The 19,434-nt window shown below is 60.2% G+C and carries 22 protein-coding genes; 14 read left to right on the forward strand and 8 right to left on the reverse strand.

Going from position 1 to position 19,434, the window contains the following annotated elements:
* Positions 1 to 153 precede the first annotated feature (153 nt).
* From ABLV04_RS14930 to ABLV04_RS14945, 4 genes are all read right to left on the reverse strand, one after another.
* Positions 154 to 987 carry a DMT family transporter gene (locus tag ABLV04_RS14930; protein WP_348815847.1) on the reverse strand — a complete coding sequence of 278 codons (834 nt, stop codon included), beginning with the start codon at positions 985 to 987 and terminating at the stop codon, positions 154 to 156.
* 66 nt (positions 988 to 1,053) lie between these two features.
* Complete coding sequence (locus tag ABLV04_RS14935; protein WP_004202251.1) at positions 1,054 to 1,500, reverse strand: GNAT family N-acetyltransferase; 447 nt, start codon at positions 1,498 to 1,500, stop codon at positions 1,054 to 1,056.
* 90 nt (positions 1,501 to 1,590) lie between these two features.
* Positions 1,591 to 1,710, reverse strand: coding sequence for a type I toxin-antitoxin system toxin TisB (tisB, locus tag ABLV04_RS14940; RefSeq protein WP_004145059.1), 120 nt, complete (start codon positions 1,708 to 1,710; stop codon positions 1,591 to 1,593).
* Positions 1,711 to 2,160: 450 nt separating this feature from the next.
* Complete coding sequence (locus ABLV04_RS14945; protein ID WP_014343455.1) at positions 2,161 to 2,328, reverse strand: hypothetical protein; 168 nt, start codon at positions 2,326 to 2,328, stop codon at positions 2,161 to 2,163.
* A gap of 12 nt (positions 2,329 to 2,340) precedes the next feature.
* Between ABLV04_RS14945 and ivbL the strand changes: the two genes are divergently transcribed.
* The 8 genes from ivbL (at position 2,341) to ABLV04_RS14985 (ending at position 10,231) form a co-directional block, all read left to right on the forward strand.
* The gene (ivbL, locus tag ABLV04_RS14950) at positions 2,341 to 2,436 is read left to right on the forward strand and encodes an ilvB operon leader peptide IvbL (RefSeq protein ID WP_002923286.1); all 96 of its coding nucleotides are present in this window, start codon (positions 2,341 to 2,343) and stop codon (positions 2,434 to 2,436) included.
* Positions 2,437 to 2,540: 104 nt separating this feature from the next.
* The gene (gene ilvB, locus ABLV04_RS14955) at positions 2,541 to 4,229 is read left to right on the forward strand and encodes an acetolactate synthase large subunit (protein WP_023291439.1); all 1,689 of its coding nucleotides are present in this window, start codon (positions 2,541 to 2,543) and stop codon (positions 4,227 to 4,229) included.
* A 3-nt stretch (positions 4,230 to 4,232) separates the two neighbouring features.
* Positions 4,233 to 4,520, forward strand: coding sequence for an acetolactate synthase small subunit (ilvN, locus tag ABLV04_RS14960; RefSeq protein WP_017899675.1), 288 nt, complete (start codon positions 4,233 to 4,235; stop codon positions 4,518 to 4,520).
* 152 nt (positions 4,521 to 4,672) lie between these two features.
* Positions 4,673 to 5,266 (forward strand): transcriptional regulator UhpA, encoded by a 594-nt coding sequence (gene uhpA, locus ABLV04_RS14965; protein ID WP_049013464.1) that lies wholly within the window; start codon positions 4,673 to 4,675, stop codon positions 5,264 to 5,266.
* 17 nt (positions 5,267 to 5,283) lie between these two features.
* Positions 5,284 to 6,765 carry a signal transduction histidine-protein kinase/phosphatase UhpB gene (gene uhpB / locus ABLV04_RS14970; RefSeq protein ID WP_179207792.1) on the forward strand — a complete coding sequence of 494 codons (1,482 nt, stop codon included), beginning with the start codon at positions 5,284 to 5,286 and terminating at the stop codon, positions 6,763 to 6,765.
* 11 nt (positions 6,766 to 6,776) lie between these two features.
* Positions 6,777 to 8,105 carry an MFS transporter gene (locus ABLV04_RS14975; protein WP_223064088.1) on the forward strand — a complete coding sequence of 443 codons (1,329 nt, stop codon included), beginning with the start codon at positions 6,777 to 6,779 and terminating at the stop codon, positions 8,103 to 8,105.
* A 145-nt stretch (positions 8,106 to 8,250) separates the two neighbouring features.
* A complete protein-coding gene (gene uhpT, locus ABLV04_RS14980) occupies positions 8,251 to 9,642 on the forward strand; it encodes a hexose-6-phosphate:phosphate antiporter (protein WP_004202242.1) in 1,392 nt (463 codons plus the stop codon).
* Positions 9,643 to 9,778: 136 nt separating this feature from the next.
* Entirely contained in the window at positions 9,779 to 10,231 is a 453-nt protein-coding gene (locus ABLV04_RS14985) for a DUF1198 family protein (protein ID WP_004901545.1), read from the forward strand.
* A 90-nt stretch (positions 10,232 to 10,321) separates the two neighbouring features.
* Here ABLV04_RS14985 and ABLV04_RS14990 read toward each other — a convergent pair whose 3' ends face one another.
* Together ABLV04_RS14990 and ABLV04_RS14995 are read right to left on the reverse strand one after the other, a co-directional pair.
* On the reverse strand, positions 10,322 to 10,645 hold the full coding sequence (locus tag ABLV04_RS14990) for a DNA-binding transcriptional regulator (RefSeq protein ID WP_004173862.1): 324 nt from the start codon (positions 10,643 to 10,645) through the stop codon (positions 10,322 to 10,324).
* Positions 10,629 to 10,988, reverse strand: coding sequence for a type II toxin-antitoxin system RelE/ParE family toxin (locus ABLV04_RS14995; protein WP_135732621.1), 360 nt, complete (start codon positions 10,986 to 10,988; stop codon positions 10,629 to 10,631). The genes ABLV04_RS14990 and ABLV04_RS14995 overlap by 17 nt, the downstream gene beginning before the upstream one ends.
* Before the next feature lie 211 nt (positions 10,989 to 11,199).
* On the opposite strand from ABLV04_RS14995, the gene nepI reads away from it, so the two are divergent.
* Positions 11,200 to 12,393 (forward strand): purine ribonucleoside efflux pump NepI, encoded by a 1,194-nt coding sequence (gene nepI / locus ABLV04_RS15000; RefSeq protein WP_032454414.1) that lies wholly within the window; start codon positions 11,200 to 11,202, stop codon positions 12,391 to 12,393.
* Here the strand turns inward: nepI and phnX are convergent.
* Together phnX and phnW are read right to left on the reverse strand one after the other, a co-directional pair.
* Positions 12,390 to 13,199 (reverse strand): phosphonoacetaldehyde hydrolase, encoded by an 810-nt coding sequence (gene phnX, locus ABLV04_RS15005; protein ID WP_048335629.1) that lies wholly within the window; start codon positions 13,197 to 13,199, stop codon positions 12,390 to 12,392. The two genes, nepI and phnX, sit on opposite strands and share 4 nt — an antisense overlap.
* Before the next feature lie 9 nt (positions 13,200 to 13,208).
* Positions 13,209 to 14,312 carry a 2-aminoethylphosphonate--pyruvate transaminase gene (gene phnW / locus ABLV04_RS15010; protein WP_048298587.1) on the reverse strand — a complete coding sequence of 368 codons (1,104 nt, stop codon included), beginning with the start codon at positions 14,310 to 14,312 and terminating at the stop codon, positions 13,209 to 13,211.
* Between the two features lie 141 nt (positions 14,313 to 14,453).
* On the opposite strand from phnW, the gene phnR reads away from it, so the two are divergent.
* The 5 genes from phnR to phnV all read left to right on the forward strand — a co-directional run bounded on the left by phnR (position 14,454) and on the right by phnV (position 19,141).
* Entirely contained in the window at positions 14,454 to 15,173 is a 720-nt protein-coding gene (gene phnR / locus ABLV04_RS15015; RefSeq protein ID WP_023291430.1) for a phosphonate utilization transcriptional regulator PhnR, read from the forward strand.
* Between the two features lie 176 nt (positions 15,174 to 15,349).
* Complete coding sequence (phnS, locus tag ABLV04_RS15020; RefSeq protein ID WP_064155649.1) at positions 15,350 to 16,363, forward strand: 2-aminoethylphosphonate ABC transporter substrate-binding protein; 1,014 nt, start codon at positions 15,350 to 15,352, stop codon at positions 16,361 to 16,363.
* 5 nt (positions 16,364 to 16,368) lie between these two features.
* Positions 16,369 to 17,481: a 2-aminoethylphosphonate ABC transport system ATP-binding subunit PhnT gene (gene phnT / locus ABLV04_RS15025; protein WP_180266312.1), complete on the forward strand. Its 1,113-nt coding sequence runs from the start codon at positions 16,369 to 16,371 to the stop codon at positions 17,479 to 17,481.
* Entirely contained in the window at positions 17,481 to 18,341 is an 861-nt protein-coding gene (phnU, locus tag ABLV04_RS15030; protein ID WP_032454409.1) for a 2-aminoethylphosphonate ABC transporter permease subunit, read from the forward strand. Before phnT ends, phnU begins: the two co-directional genes overlap by 1 nt.
* Before the next feature lie 2 nt (positions 18,342 to 18,343).
* A complete protein-coding gene (phnV, locus tag ABLV04_RS15035; RefSeq protein WP_023291426.1) occupies positions 18,344 to 19,141 on the forward strand; it encodes a 2-aminoethylphosphonate ABC transport system, membrane component PhnV in 798 nt (265 codons plus the stop codon).
* Positions 19,142 to 19,434: the final 293 nt, after the last annotated feature.

Genomic DNA, 19,434 nt, shown 5'->3' on the forward strand with positions numbered 1-19,434 from the left:
AATAAAAATGAAGAATATGTGACTGGCACACCCCGTAAACGATGGAGGAATCTACCATATAAAAATGACATAACAACTGCAAAGTGCCGATTGTTGAGGGAATTCGAGGCAGATTATGTAAACAGGAACGGCAACTAATGTTGCCATTTCAGGCTACGCGAGGCGCAGGAGGATCGCCCCGGCGGCAATCCCGCAGGCGGCGGCGATGCGCAGCGGCATCAGTTGCTCTTTCAGGACGATAAACGCGATCAGCGCGCCGAACAAAATGGAGGTTTCACGCAGCGCGGCGACCACCGCCAGCGGCGCCTGGGTCATCGCCCACAGCGCCAGGCCGTAGGAGCCCATGGTGCCGATCCCGCCGAGGATACCTTTTCGCCAGTGCAGGCGCAGATAGCGGCTGGCTTCAGCGCGGCGGGTCATCATTGCCCAACTTAGCAGGCAGAAGCCGTTCATAAAAAAGGTCCACAAGGTGTAGCCCAGCGCCGAGCCCGCCAGCCGGACGCCGGTGCCATCCACCAGCGTATAGCCGGCGATAAAGCAGGCGTTGATCAGCGCCAGCACGATGCCTTTGCGGGAGCTGGCGCGGCCGTTAAAGGCCATCGCCAGAATGGCCAGGCAGATGACGCCGATGCCCAGCCAGGCCAGCGGCGACAAACGATCGCCGAGAAACAGCACGCTTATCGCCGCCACCAGCAACGGGGCAGTCCCCCGCATCAGCGGATAGGTCTGGCTCATATCCGACACCTGATAGGTCTTCGCCACCAGCACCGTATACACCACCTGTAACGCGCACGACGCCAGCAGATAGGGGGCGCTGGCCAGCGTGGGCTGCGGGGCAAAGGGCAGCATCACCAGGGCGATCAGCGCGGCCGAGCCGCTGACGCCGATCGCCGCGTACATTTTATCGCCGCTGGCTTTGACAATAGCGTTCCAGCTGGCGTGTAGCAGGGCGGCGAACAGCAAAATGCAGAATACGGTGAGGGTCATCGCAGACAGGTTCAACAGTGAAGGTCACCGGACTGTAACACGCGCCCGCGCTGCCAGCCAGCGGGGCTACAGCGAACAAAACAGGCGATGCGTCACCCGCGGTTCATCGTACACCGGGCGAAAGCCAAGTCTTTCATAAAAGGGCCAGGCCTGCGCCGGAGCGTGGGTGTTGAGAAAATCGAACCAGGCGCTGGAGTGGGTGATAACCGAGACCAGCAGCTGCTGGCCGATCCCCCGGCGGCGGTAGCGCTCGCTGATGTAGAGGTGGCGAATACGCCCGGCCCGCGGCTGGGGGCTGAAGGGATCGCTATTGATGCCGCATACCCCAACCAGCTGGTGATTCACGAAGGCGCCCAGCAGCGTTTCGCCCGGCGCGGTAAAGCGGTTTTTGCCGCTCTGCCAGTTTTCCGCCAGGCGGCGCAGCATATTGAAATGCTGTTCAAGGCTTTCGGTGCGCAGCGCCGCGAACCCCGGGGCATCCGGCGTCGTGGCGGCAATTAACAGGGGTGGCATAGCTTCCTCCATCAAGTCATCCCGGGACGCCCGGCGGGCGCCTGCAGGGGGGCGGTTTCCCGCCCCCCTCAGGTGCGACTTGAACCTGAATCAGCGGAACTGTTTCAGGACTGCATCAAGTAGTTGCAACACAGCAACCATGAGTTTCAGGATTAAAATAATAATATCCATTCCGCCCATACGCGCGTCTCCTGTGGTTAAGGAGCACAATAAGCTGACGTACCTTTCCGCTGCCCGTTGTCAGCTTATCCCTGCCTGTCGCCGGCGGCGTCGCCCTGGCCTGTGGTGGCTCCTTCCGTGGACGGCTTCCCGGCCCGCCGCCTGCAACGACAGGGGTGCGCAGCGCTGAACCACGCGTTGCCGCGCGGGCCAGTAACTGCACGTTGTTGACGTAACACAGTGTGCTCTCTCGGGGTTAAGGCACTGACGGCACCACCCGTTTCAGCCAGGACTTCGTTGCGCCGGTCAAACTTGCGGCCCCCGAATGGCACACCGTGAACACACCCAGTATAGATAAATACTGTATGGATGAACAGTGTTTTTTGGACAAATCCGCCGCGCTATCCCATACTCTATGACAGAGAAAAACCGACCTTAAATTGCGCGAACTGCAGCGATCGCGTATACTTTTGTCGTTGACGTAATACAGTGTGCTTGCGGCTACCACCTGTAACCATGCTGATAAAAACCTCGCTCCGGCGGGGTTTTTTGTTTTCTGCCCTTTTGCGCCGAACTGTGATCTTTCGCGCAAATTTTCGTGGATGAAAATAAATCCATTGTGAAAACGTAAAACCTGTGTTTGTATAAATTCAGCTTATTTTTCGACACAACAGGTCCCTAATGAACGCAACCCTGATCGCTTCGACCCTACTAAAAACCGCGCCAGCCGCGGTGGTCGTCGTGTCTGTGGTGGTCGTCGTCGGCAATGCGCCGTAGGGTCCGGAACAACACGAATTCCAAACCCCGCCGGCGCAAACCGAGCGGGGTTTTTTGTTGGCGAGCCCCCCGGTAAAGTCGGCCCAGAAGAAAAGGACTGGAGCATGGCAAGTTCGGGCACCACATCAAACACAATGCGCTTTACCGGCGCGCAGCTGGTTGTTCATTTACTGGAACGCCAGGGTATCACTATGGTTAGCGGCATTCCGGGCGGCTCCATCCTGCCTATCTACGATGCCTTAAGCCAGAGCACGCAGATCCGCCACATCCTGGCGCGCCACGAGCAGGGCGCGGGCTTTATCGCCCAGGGGATGGCGCGTACCGAAGGCAAACCGGCGGTCTGTATGGCCTGCAGCGGCCCGGGGGCGACGAACCTGGTGACGGCGATCGCCGATGCCCGCCTGGATTCGATTCCGCTGGTCTGCATCACCGGCCAGGTGCCGGCATCGATGATCGGCACCGACGCCTTCCAGGAAGTGGACACCTACGGCATCTCTATCCCCATCACCAAACATAACTATCTGGTGCGCGACATCGCCGAGCTGCCGCAGGTGATCAGCGACGCCTTCCGTATTGCTCAGTCCGGGCGTCCCGGGCCGGTGTGGATAGACATTCCTAAGGACGTACAGTCGGCGACCATTGAGCTGGAAACGCTGCCGGAGCCGGGCGAGCGCGCCGCAGCGCCGGCATTTGCCCCCGAAAGCGTGCGCGAAGCGGCGGCGATGATCAACGCGGCGAAGCGTCCGGTGCTCTATCTGGGCGGCGGGGTGATTAACGCGCCGCAGGAGATCCGTGAGCTGGCGGAAAAAGCCAACCTGCCGACCACCATGACCCTGATGGCGCTGGGCATGCTGCCGAAGGCGCACCCGCTGTCGCTGGGGATGCTGGGCATGCATGGCGCGCGCAGCACCAACTTCATTCTGCAGGAGGCGGATTTACTGATTGTTTTAGGCGCGCGTTTTGATGACCGGGCGATTGGCAAGACCGAGCAGTTCTGCCCGAACGCGAAGATTATCCACGTCGATATCGACCGCGCCGAGCTGGGCAAAATTAAGCAACCGCACGTGGCGATTCAGGGCGATGTGGCGGAAGTCTTAGCCCAGCTGAACCCGCAGGTTGAGGCACAGCCGCGCGAGGAGTGGCGCCAGCTGGTGGCCGACTTGCAGCGCGAATTCCCCTGCGCCATCCCGCAGGAAAGCGACCCGCTCTCCCATTATGGCCTGATTAACGCCGTGGCCGCCTGCGTGGATGATGAAGCGATCATCACCACCGACGTAGGCCAGCACCAGATGTGGACGGCGCAGGCCTACCCGCTCAACCGTCCGCGCCAGTGGCTGACCTCCGGCGGTCTTGGCACCATGGGCTTCGGCCTGCCGGCGGCGATCGGCGCGGCGCTGGCGAATCCGCAGCGCAAGGTTATCTGCTTCTCCGGCGACGGCAGCCTGATGATGAATATTCAGGAGATGGCCACCGCCGCTGAAAATCAGCTGGATGTAAAAATTATCCTGCTGAACAACGAAGCGCTGGGGCTGGTGCATCAGCAGCAGAGCCTGTTCTATCAGCAGGGGGTTTTTGCCGCCACCTATCCGGGGATGATTAACTTTATGCAGATTGCCGCCGGTTTTGGCCTGCAAACCTGTGATTTAAATAACGAAGCCGATCCGCAGGCGGCGCTGCAGGCGATCATCGACCGTCCGGGGCCGGCGCTGATCCACGTGCGCATCGACGCGCAGCAGAAAGTGTATCCGATGGTACCGCCGGGTGCGGCTAATACTGAAATGGTGGGGGAATAAGCCATGCAAAAACACTGTGATAACGTCATCCTGGAACTCACCGTCCGCAACCACCCCGGCGTCATGACCCACGTCTGCGGGCTTTTTGCCCGCCGCGCGTTTAACGTCGAAGGTATTCTCTGTCTACCGATTCAGGGCAGCGAACACAGCCGCATCTGGCTGCTGGTGAACGACGATCAGCGTCTCGGGCAGATGATTAGCCAGATTGAAAAGCTGGAAGATGTCACCAAAGTGGCGCGTAACCAGTCCGATCCCACCATGTTTAACAAAATTGCGGTGTTCTTCGAGTAAATCGCGCAAGGCTTGAACAGCTAGGCGCTTACCGCTAAGGTAAGCGCCTTTGCCGGATGGCGCTGCGCTTATCCGGCCTACAGGGAGTGAATCCGTAGGCCGGATAAGGCGTTTACGCCGCCATCCGGCGCTTTCAGGCACCAGGAAACACCATGACCACCATCGCCCTTATTGACGATCATTTGATTGTCCGCTCCGGCTTTGCTCAGCTGCTGGGGCTGGAAACTGATTTTCAGGTTGTCGCCGAATTTGGCAGCGGCCGCGAGGCGCTGGCGGGGTTGCCGGGGCGCGGCGTTCAGATCTGTATCTGCGATATCTCGATGCCGGATATTTCCGGGCTGGAGCTGCTCAGCCAGCTGCCGAAGGGGATGGCGACCATTATGCTGTCGGTGCACGACAGCCCGGCGCTGGTCGAGCAGGCGCTCAACGCCGGCGCGCGCGGCTTTCTGTCGAAACGCTGCAGCCCGGACGAACTTATCGCCGCGGTGCGCACGGTGGCGGCGGGCGGCTGCTATCTCACGCCGGATATCGCCATGAAGCTGGCCGCCGGGCGTCAGGATCCGCTCACCAAACGCGAACGTCAGGTGGCGGAAAAGCTGGCGCAGGGCATGGCGGTAAAAGAGATCGCCGCTGAGCTCGGGCTGTCGCCGAAAACCGTCCACGTTCACCGCGCCAACCTGCTGGAAAAGCTGGGCGTCAGCAATGACGTCGAGCTGGCGCGCCGCATGTTTGACAGCTGGCAATGAAGACCTTACTCCCGCGCCTGCTGTCGGTGATCGGCTGCGCCTTTATCTTCGCCGCCGCCTGGTTTTGTCTGTGGAGCATCAGCCTGCATCTGGTGGAGCGCGCCGATCTGGCAGTGCTGCTGTTCCCCTTCGGCCTGCGGCTGGGGCTGATGCTCCAGTGCCCGCGCGGCTACTGGCCGGTGCTGCTGGGAAGCGAGTGGCTGCTGATCTTCTGGCTGACGCAGGAAGTGGCGCTGGCGCATCCGATAATATTGATGACCGGAAGCCTGCTGACCCTCCTGCCGGTGGCGCTGATCTCGCGATATCGCCAGCAGCGCGACTGGCTGACGCTTCTGCGTCAGGGCGGGGCGTTAATGGCCGCCGCGCTGCTGCAATCGCTGCCCTGGCTGGCGGAGGGGGACGAGGGGCTTAACGCCCTGCTGTTGACGCTCACCGGCGGCCTGACCCTGGCGCCGACCTGTCTGGTGTTCTGGCACTACCTCACCAGCACCGTCTGGCGGCCGCTGGGGCCGTCGCTGGTGGCGCAGCCGGTAAACTGGCGCGGGCGGCATCTGATCTGGTATCTGCTGTTATTCACCATAAGCCTGTGGCTGCAGCTTGGGCTGCCCGCCGAGCTCTCCCGCTTTACCCCGTTTTGCCTCGCGCTGCCGATTATCGCTCTGGCCTGGCACTACGGCTGGCAGGGAGCGCTGATCGCTACGCTGATGAACGCGATCGCCCTGATTGCCAGCCAGACCTGGCACGATCACCCCGTCGATCTCCTGCTTTCGCTGCTGGCGCAGAGCCTCACCGGGCTGCTGCTGGGGGCGGGGATCCAGCGATTGCGCGAGCTGAACCAGTCGCTACAGAGCGAGCTGGCGCGCAATCGGCGGCTGGCGGATCGTCTGCTGGAGACTGAAGAGAGCGTGCGCCGCGACGTTGCCCGCGAGCTCCACGATGATATCGGGCAGACCATCACGGCAATACGCACCCAGGCGGGGATCGTCCAGCGGCTGGCGCCGGACAACGCCAGCGTTCGCCAGAGCGGCCAACTGATTGAACACCTGTCGCTGGGGGTGTATGACTCGGTGCGTCGCCTGCTGGGCCGTCTTCGTCCGCGCCAGCTTGACGACCTGCCGCTGGAGCAGGCGGTACGTTCTCTGATGCGCGAAATGGAGCTGGAGGACCGCGGCATCGTCAGCCATCTCGACTGGCGGATTAACGAGGCGGAGCTGAGTGAAAACCAGCGCGTGACCCTGTTCCGCGTCTGCCAGGAGGGACTGAACAATATCGTCAAGCATGCCAGCGCCAGCGCCGTGACCCTGCAGGGCTGGCAGCAGGAGGAGCGACTGATGCTGGTGCTGGAAGATGACGGCTGCGGCCTGCCGCCGGGCTCCAGCGCACAGGGGTTCGGTCTGACCGGCATGCGCGAGCGCGTGACCGCCCTGGGGGGCACGCTGACGATCTCCTGCACCCACGGTACCCGGGTGTGCGTCAATCTACCGCTGCGTTACGCCTGAGAGGATCGCCGATGTTCTCCTTTTTAAAAGCCCCGCCGGACGCCGCGCCGATTAGCGATAAACGCGAGCTTGATGCGCGTTATCGCTACTGGCGTCGCCATATCCTGTTGACCATCTGGCTGGGCTACGCGCTGTTCTATTTCACCCGCAAAAGCTTTAACGCCGCGGTTCCTGATATTCTCGCCAGCAACGTGCTGACCCGCAGCGATATCGGGCTGCTGGCCACGCTGTTCTACATCACCTACGGACTGTCGAAATTTTTCTCCGGTATCGTCAGCGACCGCTCCGACGCCCGCTATTTTATGGGGCTGGGGCTTATCGCCACCGGGGTGGTGAATATTCTGTTCGGTTTTTCTTCCTCACTGTGGGCCTTCGCCCTGCTGTGGGCGCTGAACGCCTTCTTCCAGGGGTGGGGCTCGCCGGTCTGCGCCCGGCTGCTGACGGCCTGGTATTCACGCACCGAGCGCGGCGGCTGGTGGGCGCTGTGGAATACGGCGCATAACGTTGGCGGCGCGCTGATCCCGATGGTAGTGGGGGCGGCGGCGCTACATTACGGCTGGCGCGCGGGGATGATCATCGCCGGGGGCCTGGCGATCCTCGCCGGATTATACCTGTGCTGGCGACTGCGGGATCGTCCGCAGGCGGTGGGGCTGCCCGCCGTCGGCGACTGGCGTCACGATGCGCTGGAGATTGCCCAGCAGCAGGAGGGCGCCGGACTGACGCGCAAAGAGATCCTCACCCGCTACGTGCTGGCCAACCCCTATATCTGGCTGCTGTCGCTGTGCTATGTGCTGGTGTACGTGGTGCGGGCGGCGATTAACGACTGGGGCAATCTGTATATGTCGGAGACGCTTGGCGTCGATCTGGTGACCGCTAACTCGGCGGTAACCATGTTCGAGCTGGGCGGATTTATCGGCGCGCTGGTGGCGGGGTGGGGCTCGGATAAGCTGTTTAACGGCAATCGCGGGCCGATGAACCTGATCTTCGCCGCCGGAATTTTGCTGTCGGTTGGCGGCCTGTGGCTGATGCCGTTCGCCAGCTACGTGATGCAGGCGGCCTGCTTCTTCACCACCGGTTTCTTCGTCTTCGGCCCGCAGATGCTGATCGGCATGGCGGCGGCGGAGTGTTCGCATAAAGAGGCCGCCGGGGCGGCCACCGGGTTTGTCGGCCTGTTCGCGTATCTTGGCGCGTCGCTTTCCGGCTGGCCGCTGGCGCAGGTAATGGATATCTGGCACTGGACCGGATTCTTCGTGGCGATCGCGATTGCCGCCGGCATTTCCGCGCTGCTGCTGCTGCCGTTCTTAAACGCCCAGGCGCCGCGCGCGGCCAGTGAAGCGTGATGCATCTCACTCTTTCGCCGCGAATGGGGCAAAACTAGGAAATTTTCCCGGTTTCACCTGGACGCCGTCTCAGGCCAGACGGCGCGCTGATTTTTACAATGCCTGGCTATGACGCAGGCATAAAAAATCAGCTCAGGAGATACCCATGCTGGCCTTTCTGAATCAGGTTCGTAAGCCGACCCTGGATCTGCCGCTCGACGTGCGGCGCAAAATGTGGTTCAAACCTTTCATGCAGTCCTATCTGGTGGTCTTCATCGGCTACCTGACCATGTATCTGATCCGCAAGAACTTTAATATTGCGCAGAACGACATGATCTCCACCTACGGGTTGAGCATGACGCAGCTGGGGATGATTGGCCTGGGCTTCTCCATTACCTACGGCGTAGGGAAAACCCTGGTTTCCTACTATGCCGATGGCAAAAACACCAAGCAGTTCCTGCCGTTTATGTTGATCCTCTCCGCCATCTGCATGCTGGGCTTTAGCGCCAGCATGGGCGCGGGTTCCACCAGCCTGTTCCTGATGATCGCCTTCTATGCGCTGAGTGGCTTTTTCCAGAGCACCGGCGGCTCGTGCAGTTATTCCACCATCACCAAATGGACGCCTCGCCGTAAGCGCGGCACCTTCCTCGGCTTCTGGAATATCTCTCACAACCTCGGCGGCGCCGGCGCGGCGGGCGTGGCGCTGTTTGGCGCCAACTACCTGTTCGACGGCCACGTGATCGGCATGTTTATCTTCCCGTCGATTATTGCGTTAATCGTCGGCTTTATTGGCCTGCGCTATGGTAGCGACTCCCCGGAATCCTATGGCCTCGGCACGGCGGAAGAGCTGTTTGGCGAAGCGATCAGCGAAGAGGATAAAGAGACCGAAGAAAACGCGATGACCAAGTGGCAGATCTTTGTTGAGTACGTGCTGAAAAACAAAGTGATCTGGCTGCTGTGCTTCTCCAACATCTTCCTCTACGTGGTGCGTATTGGTATCGATCAGTGGTCCACCGTGTATGCCTTCCAGGAGCTGAAGCTGTCTAAAGAAGTGGCGATTCAGGGCTTTACCCTGTTTGAAGTCGGCGCCCTGGTTGGCACGCTGCTGTGGGGCTGGCTGTCGGACCTGGCCAACGGCCGCCGCGCGCTGGTGGCCTGCATCGCGCTGGCGCTGATTATCGCCACCCTCGGCGTTTATCAACATGCCAGCAACCAGTACGTCTACCTGGCCTCGCTGTTTGCGCTGGGCTTCCTGGTGTTTGGTCCGCAGCTGCTGATCGGCGTCGCCGCCGTCGGTTTCGTACCGAAAAAAGCGATCGGCGCCGCCGATGGGATCAAGGGCACTTTCGCCTATCTGATCGGCGATAGCTTCGCCAAGCTGGGCCTGGGGATGATCGCCGACGGCACGCCGGTCTTCGGTCTCACCGGCTGGGCCGGCACCTTTGCGGCGCTGGACGCCGCCGCCATCGGCTGTATCTGCCTGATGGCCATCGTGGCTATCTTCGAAGAGCGTAAAATTCGCCGCGAGAAAAAGAACCGTATTTTGCAGACCGCCTGATTCACCAGGTATTGGGTAACCTTGCCCGGCCTTCGCGCCGGGCTTTTTTATTTCTTGCGCATTATGCCAGGTCCGGCAGTCGACAGCAGGCAAATTCCCATTATGATAGTCAGGCTGCGATTGGATGAGAGGATGCATGATCTGGATAGGACTGGCCACCCTGGTAGTGGTGTTTGTTGTGGGATTTCGGGTGCTTACCTCTGATTCACGCCGCGCGATCCGCCGCCTGAGCGAACGCCTTGGCATTACGCCCGTCCCGCTGGAATCGATGATCGATCAGCTGGGTAAAACCGCCGGCAATGAGTATTTGCGTTACCTGGAACGGCCGAATGAAGCGCATCTGCAGAATGCCGCGCAGGTGCTGCTGATCTGGCAGGTTGCGATTGTCGACGCCAGCGAAAAAAACCTGCATTACTGGTATCGCCTGATGCAAAAAGCGCGTTTAGCGGCGCCGATCACCGACGCGCAAATCCGTCTGGCGCAAGGGTTTCTGCGCGAGCTGGATCCGGATGTGAGCGATTTGCATAACCTTCAGCAGCGCTATAACGACCTGTTTCTCCCGGAAGACGGCGTGCACTGGTTGCACTGATATCATTGTTATCCGGCCTGTGGTTCAAAACCATATCTCCCTTACGTTCCTTGTAGGCCGGATAAGCGTAAGCGCCATCCGGCAGAATAACTACAGTAGGATTTTCAGGCCGTGTTTTTGTACGACGCTAAGCAATTTTAATGACATTCCGCTCGGTCGTTTAGCGCCAGTCTCCCATTTTTGCACGGTAGACACACTGGTATTCAGATAACGAGCGAACACGGGTTGGCTAACATTGAGTTGTTCACGTAGCGCTTTAATTTCAATGGGTTGAAGTGCGGCTACGCTACCGAGACATGATTCATCAAAATGGCGCATTGTTTCCTGTGGGATTGCGCCAACGCTGAATAGCCCCGACGCAGCGCTATGGATCGCTTCGAAAGCCGGGCTTTTGTATTTATTTTTTGCTGTCATCGCAAATCTCCACCAATTCTTTACTTTTAACTAAGGCCGTCGTTTTCTCTTCAGAGAGATTGGCATAGTGTTTTGCTAACTCACGAAACCCCATTAATTCGCGATGGTTGATATTGGCCATATCCTGTTTGGCATATAGAAAGGTATAAAACCAATACCCTGCGCTTTTGGTAAGGATGATTGCGCGATCGCGATTCTTGTTGAGTCGCTTTTTATAAACCCCTCCTCCTAAATCAACCACTTTGTCCTGAAGCGCAGATTGAATTGCCTGATAGAGCTCGTCTTCGGAAATGCCATGAGAGCTAGCCTCTCTGGCGAACCATTTGGTTTTAAAGATGCGCATTGCTGACATCCTGTCGTTAAAAGTATAGCACATAGTGCTACATTAAATTCTCCTGAGATTTGTTAAAGCGATAGCAAGCATCGTTTTTTTAAACATGCGAGCAGCTACGCATCCTCTTATGAAAAGCGAGAAGAGTTGCGAAAACGTTAAATGCGTCACAAACAAAATGTTACACTGCGCAGCTTTCCGCCACTTTCTTCGCAGGTCACTCATGAGTCATTCAAATGAAGCCAAAACCCACGCACGCGAGCTCGCGCGACCAAACTGGTCGGCAGTTTTCGCGGTTGCTTTCTGCGTCGCCTGCCTGATTACCGTCGAATTTCTACCGGTCAGTCTGCTGACGCCGATGGCGCTGGATTTAGGCATCTCCGAAGGGATGGCCGGGCAGTCGGTGACGACGACGGCGTTCGTCGCGATGTTTTCCAGCCTGTTTATCACCTCCGTCATTGGCAAAACCGATCGCCGCTACGTGGTGATCCTCTTTTCGCTGCTGCTGACCCTTTCCTGCCTGTTGGTGTCCTTTGCCGATAGCTTCACCCTGCTGCTGCTGGGACGCGCCTGTCTGGGGCTGGCGCTCGGCGGTTTCTGGGCGATGTCAGCCTCGCTGACCATGCGTCTGGTGCCGATGCGCGTGGTGCCGAAAGCGCTGTCGATTATCTTCGGCGCGGTATCCATCGCGCTGGTGATCGCCGCCCCGTTGGGCAGTTTTCTTGGCGGGCTTATTGGCTGGCGCAACGTGTTTAACGGCGCGGCGGTGATGGGCGTGCTGTGTACGATCTGGGTGCTGAAAGCGCTGCCGTCGCTGCCGGGTGAATCGGCAGCTCAGCAGCAAAAAATGTTTGGCCTGCTGAAGCGGCCGGGGGTGATGGCCGGCATGTGCGCCATTTTCATGGCTTTTGCCGGACAGTTCGCCTTCTTTACCTATATTCGCCCGGTGTACATGACCCTCGCCGGGTTTGATGTCGATGGCCTGACGCTGGTGCTGCTGAGCTTTGGTATCGCCAGCTTCATCGGCACGTCGCTCTCCTCGGTGCTGCTCAAACGCTCAGTGAAAGCGGCGCTGGCGATTGCGCCGCTGGTGCTGACCGCCTGCGCGGCGGCGTTGGTGCTGTGGGGGGAAAGCAAAATCGTCGCCTCGACGGTGGCGATCATCTGGGGCTTCGCGTTCGCGCTCATCCCGGTGGGATGGTCAACGTGGATCACCCGTTCCCTCTCCGATCAGGCGGAAAAAGCCGGGTCGATTCAGGTGGCGGTGATCCAGCTGGCCAACACCTGCGGGGCCGCGGTCGGCGGCATTGCGCTTGACCATTTAGGCCTGCTGTCGCCGCTGGTGTTGTCAGGGGTATTGATGCTGTTTACCGGCCTGCTGGTGGCGGCCAAAGTGAAGGTGAATTCACCCGCTTAAGGCCGCTCGCCTTTTGCCAGCCGGGCGTTGATATCCGCAATCACCCCCGGCAGGTCCGACAGGGTATCAACCACATAATGCGCCCCGGCGGCATACAGCTTGCCTGCCGCCCGCTCGCGACGGGTGGCGATTTCCTCTTTCGACATCGCCTGATACGCCTCCCAGGTGGCGCCAAATTCATTTCCCGACACCGCCAGGCCGACGCTCCACATCCCGGCATGTAACCCTTCGCTGATGCCCGGCGCGGCGTCGTCGACCTTCACGCAGTGGGCCACATCGTCTATGCCCAGGGCAATCACGTTCTGCAGCGCCATCCACGGCCCGGGACGCCCGCCGGCGGCAAGGTCATCGGTGGCGACCCAGTGGTCCGGGGCATAGCCCTGGGCGGCGGCGGCTGGAACCAGTTTTTCCATCACCGGGCGCGGATAGCCCGAGCAGGAGCCGATCTTCAGTCCGTCGGCGCGCAGCGCGGCGAGGGTGTCGACCACGCCGGCGATCGGAGCGGAAAAATCGACAACCTTAGCGATTTGCAGCGGCATAAACGCGGCGTAGATCGCATCGATATCAGCGGCCGTCATCGCCCGACCAAATTTCGCCTGCCAGCGGCTGTCGACCGACGGCAGTTTGCCCAGCGCCTCAATGTGCTGCCATTTGCCAAGCCCCATCGGCACGCGGGCCTCTTCAAGGGTGATCTCAATATCGAAGGCCTGGCGGAAGGCCTCGACGAAAATTTGCGTCGGCGCGAAGGAGCCGAAGTCCACGGTGGTGCCGGCCCAGTCGAGAATGAGTGCGGTGATACGGTTCATGGCGGTTCCTTATTGTTTCCAGTACATGGCGTTGTCGATGGCCGCCAGCAGGGCGGTGATGTCGGCGTCGTAGACTTCGCCGATGTTGCCGATGCGGAAGCAATCGCTTTGCGACACTTTGCCGGGATAGATCACGAAGCCCTGATCTTTCAGCTTCTGGTAGAAGGTGTGAAAGCGATACTGCGGCGCATCCGGTGAATAAAAGGCGGTAATGATCGGCGAGTGCAGGCTGTCGTCGAGCAGCGGCCGGAAGCCGAGCGCGCGCATTCCGGCTACCAGTCGGCGCTGATTGCGGGTATAGCGCTGATGGCGGGCGCTGACGCCGCCCTCCTGGGCCAGCTCTTTCAGCGCCTGGGCGAAGGCCAGCACGGTATGGGTCGGCGAGGTGAAGCGCCACTTGCCGTGGTTATCCTCCATACAGCGCCACTGGGCGTAAAGATCCAGCGACAGCGAGCGCGAGCGGCCTTTGCAGGCGGCCAGCTCCGATTCGCGGGCGATGACGAAGGCGAAGCCCGGCACGCCCTGAATGCACTTGTTGGCAGAGCTTATCAGGTAGTCAATATTCAGCGCGGCGATATCCAGCGGAATGCCGCCGAAGCTGCTCATCGCATCGACGATATAGCGTTTGCCATACTCTTTCGCCAGCGCGGCCACCTCTTCAATCGGGTTGAGCATGCCGGTGGTGGTTTCGCTATGCACCATCGCGATATGGGTGATAGCCGGGTCATCCCGCAGGATCCGCGCGATCGCCGCGGCGTCCGGGCGGACGACTTCGCCGCAGTCGTAAGGGTGGAAGGCGATACCCATCCGCTGCGCCATCTCAATCATGCGCGCGCCATAGGCGCCATTGCTGACGATCAGCACTTTGCCCTGTTCGCCGATGACGCTGCCGAGCACCGCTTCGACCGCGTAGCTGCCGCTGCCCTGCAGCAGCACCGCCGTATACCCGGCGGCCGGGGTGGCCAGCTGCACCAGCTGCTGACGAATGGTCTGTACCACGCCGAGATTGTAATCATCATCCCAGGTGCAGCTATCGAATAACATCGCCTCTTTCACCGTGCGGGAGGTGGTTAACGGGCCGGGGGTCAGCAGCAGGTAGTTCCGAGAAGTCATTTGTCTCACCATTTGGTCTATACCAGATTGGTATTTATCATGGAGACAAAGCCGGGGCAGGGTCAAAGGAAATGTGGCGCTGCAACAAAAAATTCATCTGGCTATGTATAATGAGCGCACCAAAAGTGGCAGCGAGTAAACATGAAATCACCCTCTGGCGAGATGCCGCAATACCTGATGATTAAGGCGCAGCTGCAGGCGCGTATTCAAAACGGCGCCCTCAAAAGCGGCGATAAATTGCCTTCCGAGCGCGAGCTGTGCGCGTTGTTCAACACGACCCGTATCACCGTGCGCGAGAGCCTGGCGCAGCTGGAGGCCAGCGGCGTGATCTACCGCGCCGACCGCCGCGGCTGGTTTGTGACGCCGGAGCGGCTGTGGCTGGATCCGACGCAGAACACCAACTTCCACAAGCTGTGTCTCGAGCAGGGACGTGAGCCGAAAACGGTGCTGCTTGATGGCCGGTTATCCGCCGTGCCGCTGGATGTGATGGCGCCGCTGGCGCTGCAGCCTTTCGATCAGGTCTACCTGCTGACCCGCCTGCGCTATGCCGACGGGCGTCCGGTGTGCTATTGCGAAAACCACTGCCTGCCGGCCCGGGTGCCGGAGCTGCTGCGCCACGATCTCAACGGCAGTCTGACCGAGATTTATCAGAGCCAGTACGACCTGATCTATACCAGTATGCATTTGTCGTTTTATCCCACCTCCATGCCGCCGCAGGCCGCAGCGGCGTTGGGGGTGATGGAGGGGCGCCCGGCGCTGCTGCTGCGCAGGCTGAATTACGATCAGCACGGGCGTATTCTTGATTACGATATCGAATACTGGCGGCATGACAGCCTACGGATCGAAGTCGATACCCATTGATTTTATTGAATTAATCCTTCCCGTGTCCCCGGTGGCGTCAGCGTTAACCGGGGCTATGCCTCCCCTCGTTTTAACTCTTTCGACACACTTCTTTCATCGTTTTGTCATAAACCCCCGGTAGCGTGAAGGCAAATCTGGTCTACACCAGAATAACTAACTGCGATGAGGCTAACACGATGAAACTCTCCCGACTTGCCCTGCTGTCCCTGTTCGCGCTGACCAGCTCCCCGGTTTGGGCGGACGGCGTCGTCACGGTTTACTCCGCCGACGGCCTGCATGACGGCGATAACAGCTGGTATCAGAGCCAGTTCGACGCCTTCACCAAAGCGACGGGCATCAAAGTGCAGTATGTGGAAGGCGGCTCCGGCGCGATTGTCGAGCGTCTGGCGAAGGAGCGCACCAATCCGCAGGCCGACGTGCTGGTCACGGTGCCGCCGTTTATCCAGCGCGCCGCGAAAGAGCAGCTGCTGGCCACCTTTACTCCACAGGGCAGCGCGCAGATCCCTGGCGCCAACGACCGCTATTCGCCGCTGGTGAACAACTATCTGACCTTCATCTATAACGGTCAGTTGCTGAAAACCGCGCCGACCAGCTGGCAGGATCTGCTGGATAGCCGTTTTAAGAATAAGCTCCAGTACTCCACGCCGGGCCAGGCGGGGGACGGCACCGCGGTGATGCTGCAGGCCTTCCACAGCCTTGGCGGTAAAGACGCTGGCTTTGCCTATCTTGGCAAGCTCCAGGCCAATAACGTCGGCCCATCGGCCTCCACCGGCAAGCTGACGGCGCTGGTCAACAAAGGCGAGCTGTACGTCGCCAACGGCGATCTGCAGATGAACCTGTCGCAGATGGCGCGTAACCCGAACGTTAAAATTTTCTGGCCGGCGGATGATAACGGCGAGCGCAGCGCGCTGGCGCTGCCCTACACCATCGGGCTGGTGCAGAACGGGCCGAACAGCGAAAACGGCAAAAAGCTGATTAATTTCCTGCTGGATAAACCGGCGCAATCCAGCGTCAGCGCGCGCTCCTGGGGCTTACCGGTACGCAACGACGTGGCGCCGGATGACGCTAACTTTAAGGCGGCGCAGGCGGCGCTCGACGGCGTGAAGCGCTGGGAACCCAACTGGGACGACGTTGCGCTTTCTCTCTCGGCGGATATCGCCCGCTGGCATAAAGTGACCGATAGCGAGTAAGCCTGATGTTAATGAAAACGACCGTCACGCCTTCCCCGTCGCTGGCGGGGACTTCCGGGATCACCCTGGACTCGCTGCGCGTTTCCTACCACGGCAACGTGGTCTTAAAACCGCTGTCATTGACCATTGAACCCGGTGAGGTGCTGGCGCTGATTGGCCCTTCCGGTTCCGGGAAAACCACCGTGCTGCGGGCGATTGCCGGATTTGTGCAACCGGCTGGCGGGCGGATCCTGATCGGCGACACGGACGTCACCCACCTGCCGCCTTACCAGCGCGGGCTGGCGATGGTGGTGCAGAACTACGCGCTGTTTCCCCATATGAAGGTGGAAGACAACGTCGCCTTCGGCCTGCGGGCGCAAAAGCAGCCCAGGGCGCTGATCGCCGGGCGGGTGACTGAAGCCTTAAAAATCGTTGGTATGGCGGACTACGCCACCCGCTATCCGCATCAGCTTTCCGGCGGCCAGCAGCAGCGCGTCGCGATAGCCCGCGCCATTGCCGTGCGTCCTCGGGTGTTGTTGCTTGATGAACCGCTGTCGGCGCTGGATGCGCAAATTCGTCATAACATGGTGGAAGAGATTGCCCGTCTGCACCGCGAACTGCCGGAGCTGACCATCCTCTACGTCACCCACGATCAGACCGAAGCGCTCACTCTGGCGGATAAAATCGGCATTATGAAAGACGGGTCGATGATCGCCCATGGCGAAACGCACGAGCTGTACCACTATCCGCCGAACCGCTTTAGCGCCGAATTCCTCGGCCGCGCCAATATCCTGCAGGCGACGGCGCTGACCGATAGTCTTCAGCCGGGTCTGGTTAACGTGAGCTGCGGCGGCGGCCTGGTTAACGCCTTCAGCCGGGGCGGGCTGCATGGCAACAACAAGCTGTTATGCATTCGCCCGCAGCATATGAGCCTGGCGCCGCGATCGGCAACCAGTAATCGCCTCAACGCCACCCTGACTTCGGTACACTGGCAGGGCGATCTGACGCATCTGCTGTGCGACGTCGCGGGCGAAGCGGTGCGGATCGTCATGACTCACGTCAACCCCCTGCCGCGCGCGGGCGACAAGCTGGCGCTCTACTTCGAACCTGGCGATGCGGTTCTGATCGAGGAGCAATGATGGCGCAAACCTTAATCCTTACGCGCCCGGCGCGAAACCTGCGCCCTTACCTGTGGCTGGCGTTGCCGCTATTGGTGCTGGCGACGCTGTTTTTCTATCCGCTGTTGCTGATCGCCGAACAGGCGCTGCGCGACGCCAGCGGCAACCTGAGCCTCGAAACCTTCTGGCAGGTGATTGACTCAAAACGCTTTATTGGCGCGCTGCTCAATACCTTACAGATTGCGGTGTTCGCTACCCTTGGCTGCCTGGTGCTCGGCAGCGTTTTGGCGCTGATTCTGGTTTTTATTCCGTTCCCCGGCAGCCAGCTGATTTGCCGGGTGATCGATACTTTTATTGCGCTGCCGACCTTCCTTATCACTCTTGCGTTCACCTTTATTTACGGCTCGGCGGGGCTGCTCAACGGCGCCCTGATGGCGCTGTTCGCCTTTGAACTGCCGCCGGTGGACTTCCTCTATTCGATTAACGGCGTGATCCTGGCGGAGATCACCGTCTTTACGCCGCTGGTGATGCGCCCGTTGATGGCCGGACTGCGGCAGATCGATAAGAGTCAGCTGGAAGCGGCGAGTATTCTTGGCGCTCACCCGCTGCGGGTGATGACCCAGGTTATCTTCCCGGCGGCGCTGCCGGCGCTGATGGCGGGGGGCAGCCTGTGCCTGCTGTTGACCACTAACGAGTTCGGTATCGTGCTGTTTATCGGCGCCAAAGGGGTCAATACCCTGCCGATGATGGTCTACAGCAAGGCGATTCTGGAGTCGGATTACAGCGTGGCCTGCATGATCGCGCTGATGAATATTCTGCTGTCGCTGGGGCTGTTTATGCTCTATCGGCTGGCGGCGGCGCGCACTGGCGTAAGGAGTTAACGATGTTGATTTGGTCGCGTAAAGGCCGCGCGGCGGCGGGCGCGCTGGCGGTGACGCTCTTTGCCGGCATCTTCCTGCTGCCGCTGGCGGTGATTTTGCTCTCCAGCCTGAGCCAGCAGTGGAACGGCCTGCTGCCCACCGGCTTTACCTTTGCCCACTTTGTTAATGCTTTTCGCGGCGCGGCGTGGGATTCGCTGTTTTCCAGCCTGGTGGTGGGCTTCTGCGCCAGCCTGCTGGCGCTGCTATGCGGGATGTGGGCGGCGCTGGCGCTGCGCCAGACGGGCGCGAAGCTGCAGAAATATCTTGGGTTGATGTTTTATCTGCCCAGCGCCATCCCCTCGGTTTCCGTGGGACTGGGCATTCTGGTGGCCTTCAGCCAGGGGCCGCTGCAGATGAATGGCACCTTCTTTATCGTCCTGGCGGCGCATTTCGTGCTGATCTCGGCCTTTACCTTCAGCAACGTGACCACCGGGCTGGCGCGAATTTCCGCTGATATTGAAAACGTCGCCTCCAGCCTGGGCGCTTCCCCGTGGTACCGCCTGCGCCATGTGACGCTGCCGCTGATGACGCCATGGATGATCTCGGCGCTGGCGCTGAGTTTATCGCTGTCGATGGGGGAGTTGGGAGCGACGGTGATGATCTATCCGCCGGGCTGGACCACCCTGCCGGTGACCATTTTCAGCCTGACCGATCGCGGTAATATCGCCGATGGCTCGGCGCTGACCATCGTGCTGGTGGGCGTCACGCTGCTGTTGATGATGAAGCTGGAGCGCATCGCCCGTCGTTTGTGTCAGAGATAAAGAGTGGATGTCGTCATGCGGGGCTGGCGTCTGACCGCCCGGCGGCGCTGCGCTTGCCGGGCCTACGGGGGGATCCCGCAGGCCTCCTCAGGAACGTAGGCCGGATAAGGCATTGATGCGGCCATCCGGCACAACCACAGGTATGGAGCTTGAAGTGTCCTGCCCGGCGGCGCTGCGCCTGCCGGGCCTGGGGGGTATCCCGCAGGCCTCCTCAGAAACGTAGGCCGGATAAGGCATGTATGCCGCCATCCGGCATAAATGGAGCGCACCAGTCGTAGCCCGGCTAAGCGTAG

The organism is Klebsiella sp. JN_Kp127 (assembly GCF_040062505.1).
Classification (GTDB): domain Bacteria; phylum Pseudomonadota; class Gammaproteobacteria; order Enterobacterales; family Enterobacteriaceae; genus Klebsiella; species Klebsiella quasipneumoniae.